This is a genomic window from Xanthomonas sp. NCPPB 2933 (assembly GCF_056725225.1).
On the sequence record NZ_CM161518.1, the window covers coordinates 2,838,220 to 2,858,640 of the forward strand.

Sequence of the window (20,421 nt, forward strand, 5' to 3'; positions counted from 1 at the left end):
CTGGATCACGCTTTCGGAAACCGCTTGCGTGCACTGTCGCGCACATCGATATCGAAGGTCACACGCAGCGCCGTGTGTTCGGCATGGCCAGCCCCGGCATCGAAGCTGAAACTCAGCCCGTCGCGGCTGGGCAACTGCCGTGCGTGCTCCTCCAGCGCATCGCGCGGCACCGACAACTGCCAATGATCGGTGGCGCAGTTGCAGGCCGCGTGACCGCCGGTCAGGCTCACGCTGTGGCGCACCAATCGCGCGCCCTGCCCGCTCGGCAAGCGGCTTTCGTTATCGACGGTGCGCCCGGCAAGCAACTCGGCCAATTCGGCTTCGTCGATGCGAAAGCGCAGCTGCTGACCTTCAATCTGGATTTTCATGACTGAGCTGACTCCACTGCTCGGGCGTATTGCAATTGACGAACGCGCCGCGTTCGCTGGCGGTGACAGCCACGCGATGGCACTGCAGTGAACGCTGCAAGGCGCGCAGCGAGCGTGACGATGCAGCGCCGGCCATCAACACCGAGAGCGCCTCACGCACGACGCCATCCACGTACAGACGCATCGGCAACATCTCGTCTTCGAAAGCGGCGCAGCGTTGGTCTGGTGGCGCCAGCAGTCGCTCCAGCAATGGTTTGGACAGCAGCGGCATGTCGACCGGTACCACCACAAGTGTGGTTGCATCGGCCACATGATCGATCACGCTGGCCAGACCGCCCAGCGGCCCCAGATCCGGCTGCGCATCGGCAATCCCCGCATAGCCCGGACGATCACCGCTGATCACTACATCCAGCGCGCCGGCATCGCGCAGCAACGCCTGCATATGCGCAACCAATGGGCGCCCGTGCCACGGCAGCAGCGCCTTGTCCTGGCCCATGCGCGAGGAACGGCCGCCGGCCAGCACCACACCGATCCACGGGTGTGTGGCGGTCATGCCGCCTGCTCGCAGGCACTGCGTCGCGCTGTAGGCCAACGCACGCTCATGGCGCAATCGCCGGCGCAGCCGCCTGCAGATGCCCCAGGCCGAACACCTGCGCCGTCGTGCTGGGCGCGGCGCCATCGTCCTGCGGCTCCAGCACCGCCCACACATTGGCCTGCAACAACGGCGCCACGCGAAACGACTCTTGCTGCGGCAAGATCTGCACGCAGAGCACACCGGCATCGCTGCAGCTCAAACGCGCGCGCAGGTGCTGCCGCCAGATCGGTCGTGCATGCATCGGTGTGTGCAGCGCAACACACAAACCGCGCTCCACAGGCATGCCCAGCAAACCACGCAAGGCCGGCTCGACAAAAAAGCGTAGCCCGGCAGCGCTGGCCATCGGATTGCCTGGCAAACCGAAATACAGCGCGCCGTCCGCAAAGCGCGCCAACAACACCGGCTTGCCTGGCCGCACCGCCACCTTATGAAATAGCAACGCCGCCCCATGTCGCGCCAACGCATCCGGCACGAAATCGTAGCGACCACGCGACACCGCACCGGTGCTCAGAATCACGTCGGCTCCCGCATGTCGCGCTTGCGCGAGCGCCGCATCGAAGGCAGCAACGTCATCGCCCACCTGCCCTCGCCACACCAGTTCGGCACCGGCTGCATGCAACTGACTGAGCAGATAGCTGCTGGTGCCATCGCGGATCTGGCCGGGCTGCAGCGGCTGCGCAGGATCGCCCACCAATTCGCGGCCGGTCGCGATCAAGGCCACACGCGGGCGCCGCACTACCTGCACCCGCGCGCAGCCCAGCCCGGCCAGCAGCATCAGATGCGCAGCGCGCAGCACCGTACCGGCCTCGATCACGCGATCGTGCAAGGCCAGATCTTCACCGCGTCGGCGAATGTGCTGGCCCACGCGCACATCGGCGCGCAGCCGGATGCGGCTGGGGCCTGCGCCGTCATGCGCCAGCAGCTCCACCTGTTCGATCGGCACCACGGCATCCGTACCTACCGGCAAGCCGGCACCGGTCATGATTTCCCAGGCAGCGCCTGCCGTAATGCCACCCGCATCTTCGCCTGCGGCAACGCTGCCACCGACCGCGTACTCACTTGCGGTCATTGCGCCACGGCCATCGGTGACCAGCGCAAATCCATCCATCGCACTGTTATCAAAAGCCGGCAGCTCGGCCGGGCTCGACAATGCCTGCGCAAGCACGCGGCCTTGCGCGTCCGCACTGTCCACCCACTCGCTGGCAAGCGTGGCGACCTGCTGATGGATCAGTGCAAGGGCTTCGGCGTAGCTGATCATGAGCAAGGCGACTGCCGACCGATGGATGACCTGGCTAGGATACCGGCCTCCAGCGCGGCTGGTACAGGCATGCCGCGACGGCGTTGCGACGGCGAATGCACCAGTGACCGATCACGCGATCACCCCAGCGCTCGACGCTGCTCGAACGCATCGTCAACACGCTGCGCCGCACACTTGCAGTTAGTTTTTTCATCTTTGCTCACCATGCAATTCGTCGACCTTGTTGGCTGGCTCGCCAGCGCCGTTCTGATCGCCACCTTGATCCGCCAGATTTACAAGCAATGGCAGTCGCCTGCGGCACAGGGTGTCTCGCGCTGGTTGTTTGTCGGTCAGATCAGCGCCTCGGTGTTGTTTATCGTTTACAGCTATCTGGTCGGCAATGCGGTATTTATCGTCAGCAATGCACTGATCCTGCTGACCGCCATCACCGGCTATGTGCTGCAACGGATCAAGCATCGCCAGCTGAGTGGCATCAGCTGACGCGCTTGGCTGCCTTGCGCGGCTTGGTAGTGCGGGGTGGCGGTTTTTTTGCTGCAGCCTTCTTGGCGGCGGCCTTCGATGCGCTTTTCTTTTCCGTCGCGCGCGCAGGCGTCTTTTTCACAGCCGCACGCTTGCGCGGCTTCGACGCAGCCTCGGTCTCCACCACTGTCTCTGCAACTGCATCCGGCACACGCACGCTGATCCAGGTCGGCGCATGGTCGCTGGCCTTCTCCAGGGCGCGCACCCACTTGTCCACGCCGGCATCCTGCAAGCCGGGCGCCAGCGTGCGATTGAGCAGTAGATGATCGATACGCAAGCCGCGGTCACGCGCAAAGTGCTGGCGAAAATAATCCCAGAACGTGTAGATGGGTGTATCGCCATGCACGGCCAGCAAGCTGTCGGTCCAGCCTTGCTGCAACAGCCCTGCATATGCCTGGCGACTTTCGGGCTGCAGCAACGCATCCTTGCGCCAGCCCTTGGGGTCGTAGATATCCGCATCGGTCGGCACCACGTTGAAATCGCCGATCAAGGCCACCGGATGCGGCAACTCGACCAAGGTCTTGGCATGGCGGATCAAGCGCTGAAACCAGGCGAGCTTGTAATCGAACTTCGGCCCCGGCTGCGGATTGCCGTTGGGCAGATACAGACACGCCACCACCACGCCGTGAATCGCAGCTTCCAGATAGCGGCTTTGCCTATCGCCTGGGTCCCACGGCAGGCCGCGACGAATCTCCACCGGGTCTGCGCCCCGTGCAAGCAGGGCCACACCATTCCACGACTTCTCGCCCTGCCAGATCACCCCATAGCCGGCGTCACGGATCGCCTGTTCCGGAAACGCCTCCTGCGTGGCTTTCAGCTCCTGCAAGCCGACGATGTCCGGTTGCTCGCGCTGCAGCCATTCCAGCAGATGCGGCAGCCGACTATGGATGCCATTGACGTTGAAGGTGGCGATCTTGCGTGTGGTGGCTGACATGGGAATGCGAGCGGCCCTTTGCGTAAGGTAGCGACAATGGCTGCAGCCGCATGAAGCCGGTGCTCAAGCGAGGTGAAGCCTTTGCTTACCCCGCCCATGTGAAGGCCATGCCGCACAGTTAGCTCAGCAGTCAATGCCGAAGCAGCAAGCACTGCCGAACCGGTTTTGTCGGCCTTGCAACGCGAAACGCTTACTCAAGCTCCAGGGTCCGCAGGCCCGAGCTGATGGGCCGCCAGCATCTCGTCGATCCGCTTGACGATCTGTGCGGCTTGTTCTGTCGAATCGGCCTTCGCTGTGATCGTCTCCGCACGTGCATGGAAGACATCCCAGAAATCATCCGGGTGCTGGCGTCGGATATCGGGCAATTCGTCGGCGAGGTGTTTCAGTTGCGCATCGATCTCAGGTGTCATGACTGTCTCCTTTTGCCTCCACGCTACCGCGACCTCGGTGAGCCTGATGCCAACGCCGCCAGCCAGCACATCGCCGTATCGGTGTTTGCGCGACAATGGCGGGATGAGCAGCCACGACATCACTCCCGCCGACGCCCGCGCTCGTGCCATGCAGGGCGCCTTGTTGATCGATATCCGGCAACTGCACGAACGCGCCAGCGGCCAGGCCGAAGGCGCACTGGCCATCGTGCAGAGCGATCTGGAAACTGCACCCGCACGGCATCTGCCCGAGCACACACGCGAGATCGTATTGATCTGCCAAAGCGGCAAGCGCTCTACGCAGACGGCCGAGGTGCTGCGTGCGCACGGCTATACAGCGGTGTCTTCAGTACTCGGCGGCACCACCGCGTGGACAAACGACGGCCTGCCGCTGGTGCGGCCCACGCTGCCGGCGGACGAACAGGATTTTCTAGAGCGCTATTCGCGCCATCTACGCCTGCCGCAGGTCGGTCTCGAAGGCCAGCAGCGGCTGGCGCGCGCGCGCGTGTTGCTGGTCGGCGCGGGCGGGCTTGGCTCGCCGGCCGCGTTTTATCTTGCGGCTGCCGGTATCGGCCATCTGCGCATCGCCGACGACGATGTGGTGGATCGCAGCAATCTGCAGCGCCAGATTCTGCACACCGAAGACAGCGTGGGTATCGCGAAAGTCGCCTCGGCTGCGCAGCGCATCGCCGCACTCAACCCACGCGTGCAGGTCGACGCGCTGCAGACACGCGTCACCGCCAGCAATGTCGAAGCATTGCTGCAGGACGTGGATGTGGTGATCGACGGTGCGGACAATTTTCCTGCGCGTTATCTGCTCAACGATGCCTGCGTCAAACTCGGCAAACCGTTGGTCTACGGCGCAGTGCAGCAGTTTGAAGGGCAATTGAGTGTGTTCGATGCCGGCCGCAACCGCGGTCATGCGCCCTGCTATCGCTGCCTGTTTCCCGAACCGCCACCGCCGGAGTTTGCCCCCAGCTGCGCCGACGCCGGCGTTCTCGGCGTGCTGCCTGGCGTCATCGGATTGCTGCAAGCCAGCGAGGCGATCAAGTTGCTGCTGGGCATCGGCGACAGCCTGGCCGGGCGCCTGCTCAGCTTCGATGCCTTGGCCATGCGCTTTCGCGAAATCCGTCTGCCACCCGATCCGCATTGCCCGGTCTGCGCGCCTGGCACCGCGTTCCACGGCTATGCCGACTACGCCGCGTTCTGCGGCAGCGCAGTCGGCTGAAAGCGGCACTTAAATCGACTGCGCAGCGTCAGCCAGGCCTGAGCGGGCGTCATGGCACACCGCCCGGCCGCAGCGCTTCGACCTGCCACCTACACGCTTGCCGCACACGCGCGTGAGAGCTACCGCCACGTGTTGTTCGCCACTGCTCCAGTGAGCGATCAAAGCGCGTAAGGAATCACCCGCACGATCTCGCCTGCCTCGAAGCGTCGTGCCGGCTCCGGCAACACGATCAGTGCATTGCTATCGGCCGCACCACGCAACAGATGCGACGCATCGCCGCGATGCGGCAGCGCGGTCAACCGCCCGTCCTCGCCGCACTCCAGCCGTCCGCGCAAAAACTCCAGGCGTTCGTGGCGCTTTTCCCACGGGCCTGCCAGCGCTGCATGCCACACCGGACGCGGTTCGCTGCGTCCCTGCAAGCCATCCAGCAGCGGCACACCGTAGGCGATCAGCGTCGCCAGCACCGACACCGGATTGCCCGGCAAACCCAGCACCAGACAGCGGCCGATCTGCCCCAGCACCGCCGGCATGCCCGGGCGCATGCGCACGCGCCAGAAGTGGATGCGGCCCAGTTCGCCAATCAGCTGTGGCAGATAGTCTTTTTCCCCGGCCGAGACGCCGCCGCAGGTGATCACCACATCGAATGCAGCGGCTGCATCTTCCAGCATGGTGCGGATCCGCTGCGGATCATCCGGCAAGGTCGGCCATGCTGTCGGCGCGTAGCCCAGCGCCCGCAACTGCGCCATCAACATGTCGCGGTTGCTGTTGTAGATCTGCCCCGGCCCCAGCGGCATGCCCGGCTCCACCAGCTCGTCACCGGTGGCCAGTACCGCAATGGTGGGCCGCGGCGCCACCGCAAGCCGCGACAGACCGAGCGCAGCTGCCAACCCGATGCGGGCAGGCGTCAACACCTGCCCGCTCTGGATTACCAGATCGCCCGCGCGCACGTCGCTGCCGGCCAGACGCACCGCCGCGCCCAACACAGGCATCGTGCGGAAACGCACTACACCATCGCGCTCGTCTGCATCTTCCTTCGGGATCACCGTGTCGGCGCCATCGGGCAGCGGCGCGCCGGTGGTGATGCGCAGACATTGGCCTGCGCTGAGCGTGCCGGTCCAACGCTCGCCAGCGAATTGTTCGCCGACCAGTTGCAACGACGCATCGCCGCCAGCGACATCGGCATGCCGCAACGCAAAGCCGTCCATCGCACTGTTGGCAAATGGCGGTAGTGCCAGCGGTGCAATCAGATCGGCAGCGGAAATCCGCCCATCGGCACGCGAGGTGGCGATGTTTTCATCGGGCGGACGGTTGTTGGCCGCAACGGCCTGCAGAATCTGCAGCGCCTGCGCATACGGAATGCGGGAGGGATAGTCGGTCATGGCGCGCAGGATACCAGTGCGCCATGCCGACTCAGAGCGGCGACCAGAACGATCACCTGTCCGTCAGAGAGCACGGCCCGCACTCCGGCCAGCACGAACCGCGCGAACACGGCAGCTTCCAGGCGCGTTACTCAACCCAAGCTGGAGCTAGCACGCCACGCATGCCAGCTCATCGAAGATGGCACGCCACGCCAGGCGCGGCAGCCCTGCCTACTTGCCCTTGACGTGCTTCATCAAGCGCCGCTTGCGCGCCACCTGCCGCTCGGTGAGCGTGTTCTTCTTGCCTTCGTACGGATTGGCGCCTTCGCGGAAGATGAAACGCACCGGCGTGCCGACCAGCTTGAAGCGCTTGCGGAAAAAGTTTTCCAGATAGCGCTTGTACGACTCCGGCAACACTTTCAGACGCGTGCCATGCACGATGAAGGTCGGCGGATTTGCGCCACCCGGATGCACGTAACGCAGTTTGGAGACGTGACCACGGATGCTCGGCGGCGGATTGGTCTCGTAGGCGATTTCCAGCGCCTGGTTGACTTCCCTGGTGCTGAATTCATGCGTCGCCGAGGCATGCGCCCGGTGGATCGCCTGAAACAGTTCGCGCATGCCCGAGCCGTGCAGCGCGGAAATCCGCACCGCCTCGGCCCAGCTGACAAAGCCCAACTTGCGCGACAGCAGGTCTTCGGCCTGCGCACGCTGATAGTCGCTCTGCCCGTCCCACTTGTTGATCGCCACGACCAACGCGCGGCCAGCGTCCAGGATCGCGCCAAGAATGGTCGCATCCTGATCGGTGACGCCTTCGCCGGCATCGAGCATCAGCACCGCGACCTGGCATTGTTCGATCGCCTGCAGCGTCTTGAACGCGCTGAATTTCTCCACCGCCTCCTCGACCTTGCCACGGCGACGCAGGCCGGCCGTATCGATCAAGCGGTATTGACGCCCGTCGCGGTCCATGTCCACGGCGATCGAATCGCGCGTGGTACCCGGCACTTCCGAGGCGATCATGCGCTCTTCGCCGAGCAGGCGATTGACCAGCGTCGACTTGCCCACATTCGGTCGGCCGACAAAGGCGATGCGCACACGCGCCGGGTCGGTATCCAGCAACTCGCCGGCACCTTCGGAAGGCAAGCGCGCACCGAGTTCTTCGAGCAACTCGTCGATGCCCTGCCGATGCGCTGCAGACAACGCCACCACATCGGAGAACCCGTAGCGCGCGAACTCCGAGCGCACGGTTTCCTCGTCGGTGCCGTCGATCTTGTTGATGACCAGCACGGTCGGGCGCGCCAGCTTGCGCAGCCAGGCCAGGATCTCGTCGTCGAGCGATGACGCGCCTTCGCGGCCATCGACCACGAACAGCACCAGATCAGCTTCGCCGGCAGCGGCACGTGCCTGACGCGCGGTGGCGCCGGCAAGACCTTCCTCGTCGCCGGCGATACCGCCGGTATCAACGACGATGAAGGGGCGCTCTTCGTCGAGACGGCAGACCCCGTAGTTACGGTCGCGGGTGACGCCGGGCTGGTCGTGGACCAGCGCGTCACGGGTGCGCGTCAGCGCATTGAAAATGGTGGACTTGCCGACATTGGGCCGTCCAACCAGGGCGACCAGGGGCAGCATCGCAAAGTCCTTATTGTGCCAACCGGAAGGCGGTGATATCGCCATCGGTGTTTTGTACCAACAGAATGCCATCCACGACGATCGGCTGCGCCAGCAGCGTGTCGCGTCCAGCGCGAGCGCGCGCGGCCAGTGCACCATCGCTGAGTTTCAGCCAGTGCAGATAACCCTTGTAATCGCCAACCACGGCGTAATCGCCCTGGATGGCCACACCGGTCAGGGAGCGACGTGCAAGCGCAGCCTGCGACCACATCGCCGCACCGCTGCTCTTGTCCAGGCCCCACACCGAACCGGCGTTATCCGACACCACCACCACGCTGGACGACACGCCAACGCCACCGGCGCCGCCGTGATCGCGCGTCCACAGCGGACGGCCACTCGGGCCTTCCAGTGCGAGGGTTTCGTTCTTGAAGCTGGTTGCGTACAGCGTGGTGCCGTCGAGTACCGGTGCGCCATCCACGTCGGACATGCGCTCCAGCTCGGTACGGCCTTCCGGCACGCCGATGGCCTGTTCCCACAACGGGCGTCCGTCCTGCAGCGCCAGCGCACTCAAGGTGCCGCTGTCATTGCCGACGAACACCACGCCCGGGCCGGTGACGATCGGCGCATTGCCGCGCACCGACAGGGTCGGGCCTTCCTCGGCATGGAACCAGCGGCGCTCACCGGTGGTCGCATCGAAGGCGCTGACGCGACCGTCGTTGCTACGCACCAGCACCAAACCCTGCGCAATGGCCGGTGCAGCGATGACCTCGTTCGGTACCTTGGCGCGCCACTTTTCGGTGCCATCGGCCTGGTTCAACGCAATCACGTCGCCAGACAGCGTACCGATCACCACCAGACCTTCGCCAACCCCGGGGCCACCGGACAGGCGCTGCTTGAACTTGCGATCGTTGCGCTCTTCTTTCTTGGGCTTGTATTCCCACACGCGCTTGCCGGTCTGCAGGTCCAATGCCTCCACGCCACCGGTGATCGCCGAGGCGTACACCTTGCCATCGGCCACGGCCGGACGCTGACGCACGCCGATATGGCCCTCGCCCTTGCCGACGCCGGTGGACCACAGCTTGTCCACTTTGACCGAGGGCTCGAACTTGACCAGTTCGGCAGGTTCCTGCGCCTTCTTGGCAGCAGCATCCTTCCCGGCAAACCAGCCCTTGACCGTGCTGCAACCCGCCAACGACACGCCCATCAGGGCGATCAATGCAATGCGCTTGTACATATCAACCTGCTTCATCAAATCGGCTCCGCCGGATTGGGCACTTTGCCGCCCACATCCATCAGCTTGATTTCCAGCAAACGGCGCTGCGGCGAGGCCACATCCACCGTGGTCAGGGCCTTGGCGTAGAGCGCACGCGCTTCATCCGGCTTGCCCTGCACAACCAGCGCATCGGCGCGGATCTCCAGACTGGTGTGGTCCTGCGCATCGGCCAGCAGCTTGATCGCTTCGTCCGGCTTGCCGCTTTCGGTCAGCACGCGCGCAAGGCGCTGCTGCACGATCTGCTTGAGCTCGCCTTCGGCGGGCACGTCGCGCAATGTCTTGATCGCTTCGGCGTGCTTGCCGGCATCCACCTGGGCCTTTGCCAGACGCAGCGCAGCCAGCTCGGCGTAAACACCGCCCTTGCCGTCGTCGAGCGCCACGATCTCTTTGGCGGCCTTGTCCAGGTCCTTGCCCTGGATCGACTTCACCACCGCCTCGTAACGGGTGTTGGCTTCCACCGATTGGGTGTTGGTGTGCTTCTGCCACCACTGCCAGCCCAGGATCAGGGCCAGGCCAACCACGACGCCGCCCACCAGACCCGCGCCATTCTTTCTCAACCAGGAACGAACGCGTTCGCCTTGTTCGTGTTCGTCCAGCAGATCGTCGATCGCCATGCGTACTCTCGCTCCGTCGTCCCGGAGGCGCGGAACATCAATAGGGAAAAATGAAAAACCGCAGTCCGCTTCACTCGGAAGCAGGTACCACGGAGCCGTCGGAGGATACCGCAAAACGGGCCACGTTAGCGCGCTGGAACGGTTTCAGATCGACGATACTGCCGCCTTGCTGAACCTCTACCGCCGACGCATTGCCCAGCACGATGCGACCCACCTGCCCCGGCGAATAGCTGCGACGTTCGCCGGCACGCACCAGCGCTTTTTCGACCGCGCTGCCATCCGGTGACAGAATCTGCACCCAGCTGTCGCCGCTGAAACTCAACGACAAACTGCCGCCACTGGCGGCCGCAGCTGCAGACGTCTCCACGTCGGGTGTGGCCCGCGGCACTGGCGTCATCGACGCGATGTACGGCGCGGGTTGCTCGCGTGGCGCATTGGCCGGCTGCGTTGCACCCGCGGCGGATGTGCCGGTGTTTGCCGCTTCCGGCATGCTGTCCAGCGACACCGTACTCGGCGCGTTGCCATCCAGATGCGAGCGGGTCGCATACCAGACCGGTACGGCAAACACACCGGTGATGACGACATACATCGCCTTGCGCGCGGTGCTTTCGAGAATGCGGCGCGCACGCGGGGTATGCGTATGGCTGACCAGGGTGACCGGTTCGACCGGCGCAATGGTCGCCTGCAGCAACAGCGGCTCCAGGTCCACATGCAGCAGACGCGCATAACTGCGCAGCTGACCGCGCACGAAGACCGGTGCGCCCAGACGCTGCCACTCTTCCTGCTCCAACGAACGCACCACGTGTGCCGGCATGCGCAGCTTGCCGGCGACATCTTCCACGCTCAGACCTGCTGCTTCGCGCGCTTCGCGCAAATGCTGTCCGCAGCCCTTTTCCTGCTCGAAAGGGTTCGGATGGGAATCATTGATCACAATGCATTGGCCCCGGGGTTGGCGGTCGCTGCGTCAGGGAATTCCTTGACCAACCGCTGGTGGTAACGGCCGGCGGCTACCTTGTCGCCGAGCCCTTGCTCAATCTGAATGGCGAGTTGTAACACGGAAGCAGTGACCGGTGCAGCCGCAAGACGTCTTTCGATAAACGCGCGGGCTTCGAAATAGGTCTTTCGCCCGGCCTCGTAGCGCGCCATTGATTCGAGCGCATATGCGTTGACCGGATCCAGTTCTAACGCTTTACGGAGATCGCGTACAGCGCGCTCCGATTGCCCAGACTGCAGCGCGCATCCACCCGCATTAGCCAAAGCCGGTGCCGGTGGGTAGTTAGAATCCTGCAGCGCACGATCAAACCAGGCCAGAGACTCCAGTGCCTGGCCGTTCGCACACAGCCAAGCACCATAATTGTTCAACACATCGCCACGTTGGGGCGCGAGTTCAGCGGTACGGCGATACGTCTCACCTGCTGCCGGATTACCCTGCCCCTGCTGAATCACACCCAGAAACATCAACGCATCAACCGAATTGGGCGTTTTTTTTAGAACCTCACGCACCAACTGTTCGGCGGCGGCATAGTTACCACTTTGCAGGCGATTGTTCGCAAGACCAAGTCTTTGCTCCAATGCAATCCGATCACGCGTTGCTGCGCTGTCACGGAAATCGTAACTCGGCGCTACCTGTTCCACACTCCCGGCCTTGGCATTACGACCACCGCAGCCGACTGCGCCAAGCGCGATCGCCACAGCCGCCATTAACGCGAGATCACGCTGCCGCATCGCGATCGGCCTGGCCTTCCAGTGTGCGCAGGAAATCTGCCTGGCGACGGGTACGGTCCATGACCTGCCCCTTGAGCTGTCCGCACGCGGCGTCGATATCGTCGCCACGCGTGCGGCGAACCATCGTCAGCACCTGCGCGTCGAGCAGGATCTTCTGGAAAGCCCGGATCTCCGTCTCGCCAGAACGCTCGTAGCGCGTGCCCGGGAACGGATTGAACGGAATCAGGTTGACCTTGCCCGCATCCTTTGACTGCACCGCATTGTCGAACTGACGCATCAAGCGGGCCAGCTGACGCGCATGCTCCGGCTGATCGTTGATGCCCTTCATCAAGGTGTATTCGAAGGTGACCGAATCGCGCTTCTTGTTGCCGCGCAGATAGCGCGCGCACGACTCCATCAGCTCGGCGATCGGGTACTTCTTGTTCAGTGGCACCAGGCTCTCGCGCAGCGCGTCGTTGGCGGCATGCAGCGAAACGGCCAGCGACACATCGCTTTCGGTCGAGAGCCGGTCGATCATTGGCACCAGGCCGGAGGTCGACAGCGTCACCCGCTTGCTGGCAAGGCCGTAGCCCAGATCGTCGCGCATCACGCTCATCGCGCGCACGACGTTGTCGAAATTCATCAGCGGCTCGCCCATGCCCATCATCACCACATTGGTGAGACGACGCTGCTGGTGCGGCACGTTGCCCAGATGGCGCGCCGCTACCCACACCTGCCCAACGATCTCGGCGGTGGTGAGGTTGCGGTTGAAGCCCTGGGTCGCGGTCGAACAGAAGGTGCAGTTCAAGCCGCAGCCGACCTGGGAGGACACGCACAGCGTGCCACGGCCCTTGTCGGGGATATACACCGTCTCGATCGCATTCTTGCCATCGGTGCCCATGGCCAGCAGCCACTTGTGGGTGCCGTCGGTGGAAGGCTTGTCGAACACGACGGTCGGGACGAGGACCTCGGCGTGCTGGTGCAATTTCGCACGCAGCGCCTTGCCGAGGTCCGTCATCTGGTCGAAGTCGGTGACGTAGCGATGGTGAATCCACTTCATCACCTGATGGGCACGGTAACGCGCTTCGCCGAGCGTGTCGGCGAAGAAGCGCTCCAGTCCCTCGCGGTCGAGGTCGAGCAGGTTCTGCTTGCGCAGTTCCGGGGTACGGACAGGGACGTCCTGCAGCACGGAGGGGATCACGACCTCATTCACGATTCGACTCTCTCGGCCTCAGCGCGAGACCACTTCAGTAGCGGCAAAGAAATACGCGACTTCGTTGGCAGCGTTCTCGACCGAATCCGAGCCGTGGGCGGCGTTGGCATCGATCGAATCGGCGAAGTCGGCGCGGATGGTGCCCGGCGCAGCGTCCTTGGGATTGGTCGCGCCCAGCAGGTCACGGTGTGCAGCAACGGCGTTCTCGCCTTCCAGCGCCTGGATCACCACCGGGCCGGAGATCATGAACTCGACCAGCGCATTGAAGAACGGACGCTCGCGGTGCACGGCGTAGAAGCCTTCGGCTTCGCGACGCGACAGCTGCTTGTACTTGGCGGCCACGATCTTCAGGCCGGCCTTTTCGAAACGGCTGTAGATTTCGCCGATGACGTTCTTGGCGACGGCATCGGGCTTGATGATGGACAGGGTGCGCTCCAGCGCCATGGGAAGATCTCCGTTGGGCGGGCCACTTGAAGACCCGAGGTTATCATGAAAAAAACCCGCGTCAAAACGCGGGCTTAGGCTTCTTTGCGATGGTCAATTCTATCTCTTAGTGAAGACCTTTGCACACCGCCTCCTGAATCGTGCTGCATTGCCGCATGACCGGCGCAGTCTCCAGCCCGTAGACTCAAACAATCGTTTGATTGAGTTCCACCCCTGCGCATGCCCAAGCCCGCCCACTTCTCCACCAAGGACCGCATTCTCGGCGCGGCCGAGGAGCTGTTCGCACAGCATGGCTTCGCCGGCACCTCGCTGCGCCAGCTGACCACCCAAGCCGACGTCAATATCGCCGCGGTCAACTACCACTTCGGCTCCAAGGAAAACCTGGTCAACGAGGTATTCCGCCGCCGCATGGACGAGATGACCACCGCGCGTCTGCAGCAGCTGGAAGCTGCCAAGCGTGCGCATCCGGGCGAACTCACCGCGGTGCTGGCTGCCTTCGTCGAGCCTGCCCTGGCGATGGCGCAGGACCGCCAGAGTGGCGGCGCGTTCGTGCGCGTGATCGCACGTGCCTACGCCGAAAAGAACGACAACCTGCGCAAGTTCCTGTCCGATCACTACGGCCATGTGCTGCGCGAATTCGGCAAGGCCATCGCCGCCTGCGTGCCGGGCCTGAGCAAGGAAGAGCTGTACTGGCGGCTGGATTTTCTGGCCGGTGCGCTGACCTATGCGATGGCCGACTTCGGGCTGATCAAGCGCCCGGCCGGCGTCAGCGAGGCCGACCACCGTGCGCGGGCCGCGCGCGAACTGATTCGTTTCGCGGAACCCGGTTTCCGCGCTCATTCCACACCGTAAACGTTCCACCAAGAGGCTAATTGCTATGTCCAATCCGTTGCTAGTCCGTCGCGCCGCCGTGCTCGGTGCCGGCGTCATGGGCGCGCAGATCGCCGCGCACCTCACCAACGCCGGTGTCGACACCGTGCTGTTCGACCTGCCTGCCAAGGAGGGTCCGGCCGACGGCATCGTGCTCAAGGCCATCGCCAACCTCGGCAAGCTCAGCCCCGCCCCGCTGGCCAGCAAGGCGCTGGCCGAGGCGATCACGCCGGCCAACTACGAGAGTGGTCTCGAACAGCTGCGCGATTGCGATCTGATCATCGAAGCGATCGCCGAACGCATGGACTGGAAGCAGGACCTGTACAAGAAGATCGCCCCGTTCGTTGCCGATCACGCCGTGTTGGCCTCCAACACCTCCGGCTTAGGGATCAACAAGCTGTCCGACGTACTGCCCGAGCAATTGCGCCACCGCTTCTGCGGCGTGCACTTCTTCAACCCGCCGCGCTACATGCACCTGGCCGAGCTGATTCCAGCCAAGGGCACCGACAAGGCCGTGCTGGAAGGGCTGGAAAGCTTCCTGGTCACCACGCTCGGCAAGGGCGTGGTGTACGCCAAGGACACGCCGAACTTCATCGGCAACCGCATCGGCGTGTTCTCGATCCTGGCCACCATCCATCACACGCAGGAATTCGGCCTGGGTTTCGATGAAGTGGACGGCCTGACTGGCCCGCTGGTCGGGCGCCCGAAGTCGGCGACCTACCGCACCTCGGACGTGGTCGGCCTGGACACCATGGCGCACGTGATCAAGACCATGGGCGACACCCTGCCGGATGACCCGTGGCACCAATATTTCAAGTCGCCGAAGTGGCTCGACGCGCTGATCGCCAAGGGCGCGCTTGGCCAGAAGGTCGGCGCCGGCATCTTCCGCAAGGTCGGCAAGGACATCGTGGTGCTGGACCTGCAGAAGCAGGATTACCGCGCCGCTGATCGCACTGCCGCACCGGAAGTGATCGAGATCCTCAAGATCAAGAACCCGGCCGAAAAGTTTGCCAAGTTGCGCGAAAGCCAGCACCCACAGGCGCAGTTCCTGTGGGCCAGCTTCCGCGACCTGTTCCACTACAGCGCCTTCCATCTGGCCGATATCGCCGAAACCGCGCGTGACGTGGATCTGGCGATCCGCTGGGGCTACGGCTGGTCGCTCGGCCCGTTCGAGACCTGGCAGGCTGCCGGCTGGAAGCAGGTGGCGCAGTGGATTGCCGAAGACATCTCCAACGGCAAGAGCATGAGCAGCGCACCGTTGCCGAACTGGGTGTTCGACGGCCGCGACGGCGTGCATGCGGCCGAAGGCTCGTACAGCCCGGCGCGCGATGCCAAGCTGCCGCGCTCGGCACTGCCGGTGTACAAGCGTCAGCGCTTCCCGGATCCGCTGCTGGGCGAGCAGTTCTCCCCGGGCGAGACGGTGTTCGAAAACGACGGCGTGCGTATGTGGCACGACGGCGACGATATCGCCGTGGTCAGTTTCAAGACCAAGATGAATACCGTCTCCGATCACGTGCTCAACGGCCTGCAGGAAGTCGTGGGCCGCGCGGAGAAAGACTTCGCCGGGCTGGTGATCTGGCAGCAGAAGGAACCCTTCTCCGCCGGTGCCGATCTGGCTGGCGCGCTGGGCCTGTTGCAGGCCGGCAAGGTGGATGCGTTCGAAGCATTGGTCGCCAACTTCCAGGCCACCAGCCAGCGCATCAAGTACGCGCAGGTACCGGTGATTTCGGCAGTGCGCGGCCTGGCGCTGGGCGGCGGTTGCGAGTTCCAGATGCACAGCGCCAAGACGGTGGCCTCGCTGGAAAGTTACATCGGCCTGGTCGAAGCCGGCGTCGGCCTGCTGCCGGCCGGTGGCGGCCTGAAGGAAATCGCCGTGCGCGCATCGATTGCCGCTGGCCCGGGTGGCGATGTGTTCGCCGAGCTGAAGAAGACCTTCGAAACCATCGCGATGGCAAAGGTCTCCAACTCGGCGGTCAATGCCCAGGAACTGGGCCTGCTGCGCGCCACCGACAAGATCGTGTTCAACAGCTTCGAAGCGCTGCACATCGCCAAGGCCGAAGCGCGCGCACTGGCCGAAGGCGGCTACCGCGCGCCGCTGCCGGCACGCCGCATCCAGGTCGCCGGCGACGTCGGCATCGCCACCTTCAAGATGCTGCTGGTCAACATGCTGGAAGGCCGCTTCATCAGCGAATACGACTACGAAATCGCCACCCGCATCGCCACGGTCATGTGCGGCGGCGAAGTGGATCGCGGCGCGCTGGTCGACGAAGAATGGCTGCTCAAGCTGGAGCGCAAGCACTTCGTCGAACTGGCCCAGCAGGAAAAGACCCAGGCGCGGATTGGGCACATGCTCAAGACGGGCAAGCCGCTGAGGAACTGAGATTCGGGATTCGGGATTGGGGATTCGTAACTTCGGCTCCCCTGCCCTCTGACATTCTCGCTTCCACCAAATTCATCCGCCGGGCAGGACCATTCGGACACCGGAATTCGCTTTGACGAATCCCAAATGACGAATCCCCAATCCCGGCTATCGGAGATAGCCATGAGCAAGCAGATTCAAGAAGCCTACATCGTCGCCGCGACCCGTACCCCGGTCGGCAAGGCGCCCAAGGGCGTGTTCCGCAATACCCGTCCCGACGACATGCTGGCGCACGTGTTGCGCGCGGTGGTGGCACAGGCGCCGGGCATCGATCTGTCGCGGATCGACGACGCCATCATCGGCTGTGCCATGCCCGAGGGCGAGCAAGGCATGAACGTGGCGCGCATCGGCGTCCTGTTGGCCGGCCTGCCCAACACCGTGGCCGGCCAGACCATCAACCGCTTCTGTTCGTCCGGCATCCAGGCCGTGGCGATGGCGGCCGACCAGATCCGTCTGGGCAACGCCGACCTGATGCTGGCCGGCGGCACCGAGTCGATGTCGATGGTGCCGATGATGGGCAACAAGGTCGCCATGTCGCCGAACGTGTTCGCCGACGACCATGTCGCCATCGCCTACGGCATGGGCATCACCGCCGAGAAAGTGGCTGAGGAATGGAAAGTCTCGCGCGAGGATCAGGACGCGTTTGCACTGGCCTCGCATCAGAAGGCGATTGCCGCGATTGCCGCCGGCGAGTTCCGCGACGAGATCACCCCGTACGAAATCCTCTCGCACCAGCCCGACCTGCAAGGCAATGTCATCGCGCTGCGCAAGCGGCTAGTCGACACCGACGAAGGCCCGCGCCCGGACAGCTCGCTCGAAGGCCTGGCCAAGCTGCGCCCGGTGTTCCGTAACGGCCAGTTCGGCGGCAGCGTCACCGCCGGCAACTCCTCGCAGATGAGCGACGGCGCCGGTGCGGTGCTGATGGCGTCGGAGCAGGCGATCAAGGATTACGGCCTGACCCCGCTAGCCCGTTTCGTCAGCTTCTCGGTGGCCGGCGTGCGTCCGGAAGTGATGGGCATCGGCCCGATCGCGGCGATTCCCAAGGCGCTCAAGCAGGCCGGCCTGACCAAGGACCAGATCGACTGGATCGAGCTCAACGAAGCCTTTGCCGCGCAGGCATTGGCGGTGATCCGCGACAGCGAACTGGATCCGTCCAAGGTCAACCCGCTGGGCGGCGCGATCGCTCTGGGCCACCCGCTGGGCGCGACTGGCGCGATCCGTGCCGCAACGCTGGTGCACGGCCTGCGTCGCCGGCAGCAGAAGTACGGCATGGTCACCATGTGCATCGGCACCGGCATGGGCGCGGCGGGTATTATCGAAGCGCTGTAAGCCGCTGCCTGGCGCGCGATCGGGATTTTGTCACGATCTCGCTTTACATCGATATGCAGTGATCGAGAGGGTGTGCGAAAGCGCGCCCTCTCACTTTCAGCGCGCCACCAGCCATTGACCGGTGCGTGCACCCAAAAACACCAAGGCCAAGCCGGCCACCAGCGTGATTGCCAGATACACGCCGATCATCGTGGAGCGATCGGTACGCGCAAACACCAGGCATTCCATCATCAACGACGAGAACGTGGTCAGCCCGCCGATCACACCGACGATCAACAAGGCCCGCAGCGGCCAGCTCGATGGCCCGCGCGCATCAAGCCACACCAGCAGCACACCGGCGACGAACGAACCGACCAGGTTCACGGTCAGGGTGCCCCATGGAAATCCTGTGCCGAAGCGCTGCAGCAAGGACGCGCCAATGGCAAAGCGCAGGCCCGATCCGAGCGCGCCGCCGGTCATCGCCAGCAGCAATTGCTGCCACCACACCGGTGCATTCATGCGCGCGTTCCGCAATGGATTGGCTGCGTGTGCAAGTGCGTGTCGTGCATTGTCATTCCTGAAAGCTAGCTGCGAACAAAAACGTGGCGAGCTCGCATCAGGTCATCGACGGCGCGCTCAAACCGGATTGTACGAGTGGTGACGCCGTACCGAGCATCGGCCGCGTCCGCTCAGTTGCCACGCGTTCGTTTTCTCGCTGGCTTCAAGTCGAGAAACACTCGCTGGACACAGAACGCCGTGCTGGCAGGGTTGGCGAACACATCCCTTTAGTCCAGGCGGCGTGCAGCTCCAGGGCGCGATGCTATCCAGCGTTGTCACCACTTATCCCGCCGGCTTGCGGGCCTTCTCAGCCCTGGCCTGTTCGCGCGCCGCGCGCAAACGATCGAGCTTTTCCTTGAGCTTGATCTCCAGCCCGCGCGGCACCGGGTTGTAAAAGACCCGCTCGCCCATCGCGTCGGGGAAGCCGGTCTGATCCAGCGCAATGCCGCCTTCGGCATCGTGGTCGTATTGATAGTCCTGCCCGTAACCGAGCGTCTTCATCAGCTTGGTCGGCGCATTGCGCAGATGCAGCGGCACCTCTTGGGTGCCGGTGGCGCGCACTTCGGCCTTGGCCTGATTGAAGGCCGCGTAGCCGGCATTGGACTTGGCGGTGCTGGCCAGATACAGCACCAATTGCGCGAACGCCAGCTCGCCTTCCGGGCTGCCCAGGCGCTCGTAGATGTCCCAGGCTTCCAGCGCCATGCTCTGCGCGCGCGGATCGGCCAGGCCGATATCTTCGATCGCCATGCGGGTCAGTCGCCGCGCCAGATACGCCGGGTCGCAGCCGCCATCGAGCATGCGGGTCAGCCAGTACAGCGCGGCATCGGGATTGGAACTACGCACCGATTTGTGCAGCGCCGAGATCTGGTCGTAGAACTGCTCGCCGTTCTTGTCGAAGCGACGGGTGCGGTCGGCCAGCACCTGCAGCAGCGTCTGCGGGGTGATCTCGCCGCCCTCGCCCGTCGCCAGTTCCGCAGCGATCTCCAGCAGCGTCAGTGCGCGGCGTACATCGCCATCGGCGGCGCTGGCGATTTCCAGCAGCGAGGCATCGCTGACCTGGATGGTCTCCTGCCCCAGCCCACGCTCCGAATCGTGCAGCGCACGCTGCAAGGCCTCGACGATGTCCTGCGGCGAGACGCCTTCCAGCACATGTACGCGGCAACGCGACAGCAACGCCGAATTCAATTCGAAAGATGGATTTTCGGTGGTCGCACCGACGAACAGAATCGTGCCGCGCTCGATATGCGGCAAAAACGCGTCCTGTTGCGCCTTGTTGAAGCGATGCACCTCATCGACGAACAACACCGTGCGGCGGCCGCTGGCAAAGCGCTGCGCGGCCTCGGCCAATACCTGGCGCACTTCCGGCAATCCCGACAAGACCGCCGAGATCGCCTTGAATTCGGCATCCGAGTAATGCGCCAGCAGCAGCGCCAGGGTGGTTTTGCCGCAACCGGGCGGCCCCCACAGGATCATCGAATGCACGCGGCCGGACTCCACCGCGCGTCGTAATGCGCTGTCGGGTGCCAGCAGGCGTTTCTGCCCGACCATCTCATCGAGGGTGCGCGGACGCATGCGCTCGGCCAGCGGGCGCAGATGCTCGCCGTCTACGCTGAGCAGATCGGCTTCGGGAGCGATGGGGAGCTTGGTTCGTGCCACGCATCATTGTATCGCGTAAGCAAACGGCCTTCTGCGAAGAAGGCCGTTGTCAGTGCGGATGCGTCG

At 64.1% G+C, this 20,421-nt stretch carries 20 protein-coding genes; 5 read left to right on the forward strand and 15 right to left on the reverse strand.

All coding sequences use genetic code 11. From position 1 onward, the window contains the following. Positions 1 to 5 precede the first annotated feature (5 nt). From AC1PLU_RS11540 to AC1PLU_RS11550, 3 genes are read right to left on the reverse strand one after another with little or no spacing between them, the layout of a single operon-like run. Positions 6 to 368, reverse strand: a complete 363-nt coding sequence (locus AC1PLU_RS11540) for a hypothetical protein (RefSeq protein WP_006448716.1) — start codon at positions 366 to 368, stop codon at positions 6 to 8. Beyond that, positions 352 to 921, reverse strand: a complete 570-nt coding sequence (locus AC1PLU_RS11545) for a molybdenum cofactor guanylyltransferase (protein WP_481106296.1) — start codon at positions 919 to 921, stop codon at positions 352 to 354. The genes AC1PLU_RS11540 and AC1PLU_RS11545 overlap by 17 nt, the downstream gene beginning before the upstream one ends. A 46-nt stretch (positions 922 to 967) precedes the next feature. Further along, entirely contained in the window at positions 968 to 2,221 is a 1,254-nt protein-coding gene (locus tag AC1PLU_RS11550; RefSeq protein ID WP_481106297.1) for a molybdopterin molybdotransferase MoeA, read from the reverse strand. Between the two features lie 204 nt (positions 2,222 to 2,425). Here AC1PLU_RS11550 and AC1PLU_RS11555 point away from each other — a divergent pair, with 204 nt between their 5' ends. After that, positions 2,426 to 2,701, forward strand: coding sequence for a hypothetical protein (locus AC1PLU_RS11555; protein ID WP_481106298.1), 276 nt, complete (start codon positions 2,426 to 2,428; stop codon positions 2,699 to 2,701). Here AC1PLU_RS11555 and xth read toward each other — a convergent pair. Next, a complete protein-coding gene (gene xth / locus AC1PLU_RS11560; RefSeq protein WP_481106299.1) occupies positions 2,694 to 3,674 on the reverse strand; it encodes an exodeoxyribonuclease III in 981 nt (326 codons plus the stop codon). The two genes, AC1PLU_RS11555 and xth, sit on opposite strands and share 8 nt — an antisense overlap. A gap of 194 nt (positions 3,675 to 3,868) precedes the next feature. Continuing rightward, complete coding sequence (locus AC1PLU_RS11565; protein ID WP_043889779.1) at positions 3,869 to 4,084, reverse strand: hypothetical protein; 216 nt, start codon at positions 4,082 to 4,084, stop codon at positions 3,869 to 3,871. A 46-nt stretch (positions 4,085 to 4,130) separates the two neighbouring features. On the opposite strand from AC1PLU_RS11565, the gene moeB reads away from it, so the two are divergent. Next, positions 4,131 to 5,330, forward strand: a complete 1,200-nt coding sequence (gene moeB / locus AC1PLU_RS11570) for a molybdopterin-synthase adenylyltransferase MoeB (protein WP_481106300.1) — start codon at positions 4,131 to 4,133, stop codon at positions 5,328 to 5,330. A 158-nt stretch (positions 5,331 to 5,488) separates the two neighbouring features. On the opposite strand, the gene AC1PLU_RS11575 is transcribed toward moeB, so the two are convergent. From AC1PLU_RS11575 to ndk, 8 genes are all read right to left on the reverse strand, one after another. Continuing rightward, positions 5,489 to 6,709 carry a molybdopterin molybdotransferase MoeA gene (locus AC1PLU_RS11575; protein WP_481106301.1) on the reverse strand — a complete coding sequence of 407 codons (1,221 nt, stop codon included), beginning with the start codon at positions 6,707 to 6,709 and terminating at the stop codon, positions 5,489 to 5,491. Positions 6,710 to 6,919: 210 nt separating this feature from the next. Next, on the reverse strand, positions 6,920 to 8,317 hold the full coding sequence (gene der / locus AC1PLU_RS11580) for a ribosome biogenesis GTPase Der (RefSeq protein WP_481106302.1): 1,398 nt from the start codon (positions 8,315 to 8,317) through the stop codon (positions 6,920 to 6,922). 10 nt (positions 8,318 to 8,327) lie between these two features. After that, complete coding sequence (bamB, locus tag AC1PLU_RS11585) at positions 8,328 to 9,545, reverse strand: outer membrane protein assembly factor BamB (RefSeq protein ID WP_074057500.1); 1,218 nt, start codon at positions 9,543 to 9,545, stop codon at positions 8,328 to 8,330. Beyond that, the gene (locus AC1PLU_RS11590) at positions 9,545 to 10,183 is read right to left on the reverse strand and encodes a YfgM family protein (RefSeq protein ID WP_481106303.1); all 639 of its coding nucleotides are present in this window, start codon (positions 10,181 to 10,183) and stop codon (positions 9,545 to 9,547) included. Before AC1PLU_RS11590 ends, bamB begins: the two co-directional genes overlap by 1 nt. A gap of 70 nt (positions 10,184 to 10,253) precedes the next feature. Beyond that, positions 10,254 to 11,114, reverse strand: a complete 861-nt coding sequence (locus AC1PLU_RS11595) for a RodZ domain-containing protein (protein WP_481106304.1) — start codon at positions 11,112 to 11,114, stop codon at positions 10,254 to 10,256. Further along, on the reverse strand, positions 11,111 to 11,884 hold the full coding sequence (locus tag AC1PLU_RS11600) for a tetratricopeptide repeat protein (protein WP_481108518.1): 774 nt from the start codon (positions 11,882 to 11,884) through the stop codon (positions 11,111 to 11,113). The genes AC1PLU_RS11595 and AC1PLU_RS11600 overlap by 4 nt, the downstream gene beginning before the upstream one ends. Before the next feature lie 10 nt (positions 11,885 to 11,894). Continuing rightward, complete coding sequence (gene rlmN, locus AC1PLU_RS11605) at positions 11,895 to 13,100, reverse strand: dual-specificity RNA methyltransferase RlmN (RefSeq protein ID WP_023903986.1); 1,206 nt, start codon at positions 13,098 to 13,100, stop codon at positions 11,895 to 11,897. An 18-nt stretch (positions 13,101 to 13,118) separates the two neighbouring features. After that, positions 13,119 to 13,544 (reverse strand): nucleoside-diphosphate kinase, encoded by a 426-nt coding sequence (gene ndk, locus AC1PLU_RS11610; protein WP_006448732.1) that lies wholly within the window; start codon positions 13,542 to 13,544, stop codon positions 13,119 to 13,121. Positions 13,545 to 13,763: 219 nt separating this feature from the next. Here ndk and AC1PLU_RS11615 point away from each other — a divergent pair, with 219 nt between their 5' ends. The 3 genes from AC1PLU_RS11615 to AC1PLU_RS11625 all read left to right on the forward strand — a co-directional run bounded on the left by AC1PLU_RS11615 (position 13,764) and on the right by AC1PLU_RS11625 (position 18,162). Beyond that, positions 13,764 to 14,396 carry a TetR/AcrR family transcriptional regulator gene (locus tag AC1PLU_RS11615; RefSeq protein ID WP_006448733.1) on the forward strand — a complete coding sequence of 211 codons (633 nt, stop codon included), beginning with the start codon at positions 13,764 to 13,766 and terminating at the stop codon, positions 14,394 to 14,396. 25 nt (positions 14,397 to 14,421) lie between these two features. Further along, entirely contained in the window at positions 14,422 to 16,794 is a 2,373-nt protein-coding gene (locus tag AC1PLU_RS11620; protein WP_481106305.1) for a 3-hydroxyacyl-CoA dehydrogenase/enoyl-CoA hydratase family protein, read from the forward strand. Between the two features lie 162 nt (positions 16,795 to 16,956). Next, a complete protein-coding gene (locus AC1PLU_RS11625) occupies positions 16,957 to 18,162 on the forward strand; it encodes an acetyl-CoA C-acyltransferase (RefSeq protein ID WP_481106306.1) in 1,206 nt (401 codons plus the stop codon). Positions 18,163 to 18,258: 96 nt separating this feature from the next. Here AC1PLU_RS11625 and crcB read toward each other — a convergent pair whose 3' ends face one another. Together crcB and AC1PLU_RS11635 are read right to left on the reverse strand one after the other, a co-directional pair. Beyond that, entirely contained in the window at positions 18,259 to 18,660 is a 402-nt protein-coding gene (crcB, locus tag AC1PLU_RS11630) for a fluoride efflux transporter CrcB (protein ID WP_176340907.1), read from the reverse strand. Positions 18,661 to 18,981: 321 nt separating this feature from the next. Then, positions 18,982 to 20,271, reverse strand: a complete 1,290-nt coding sequence (locus AC1PLU_RS11635) for a replication-associated recombination protein A (protein WP_255086984.1) — start codon at positions 20,269 to 20,271, stop codon at positions 18,982 to 18,984. Between the last annotated feature and the right edge of the window lie 150 nt (positions 20,272 to 20,421).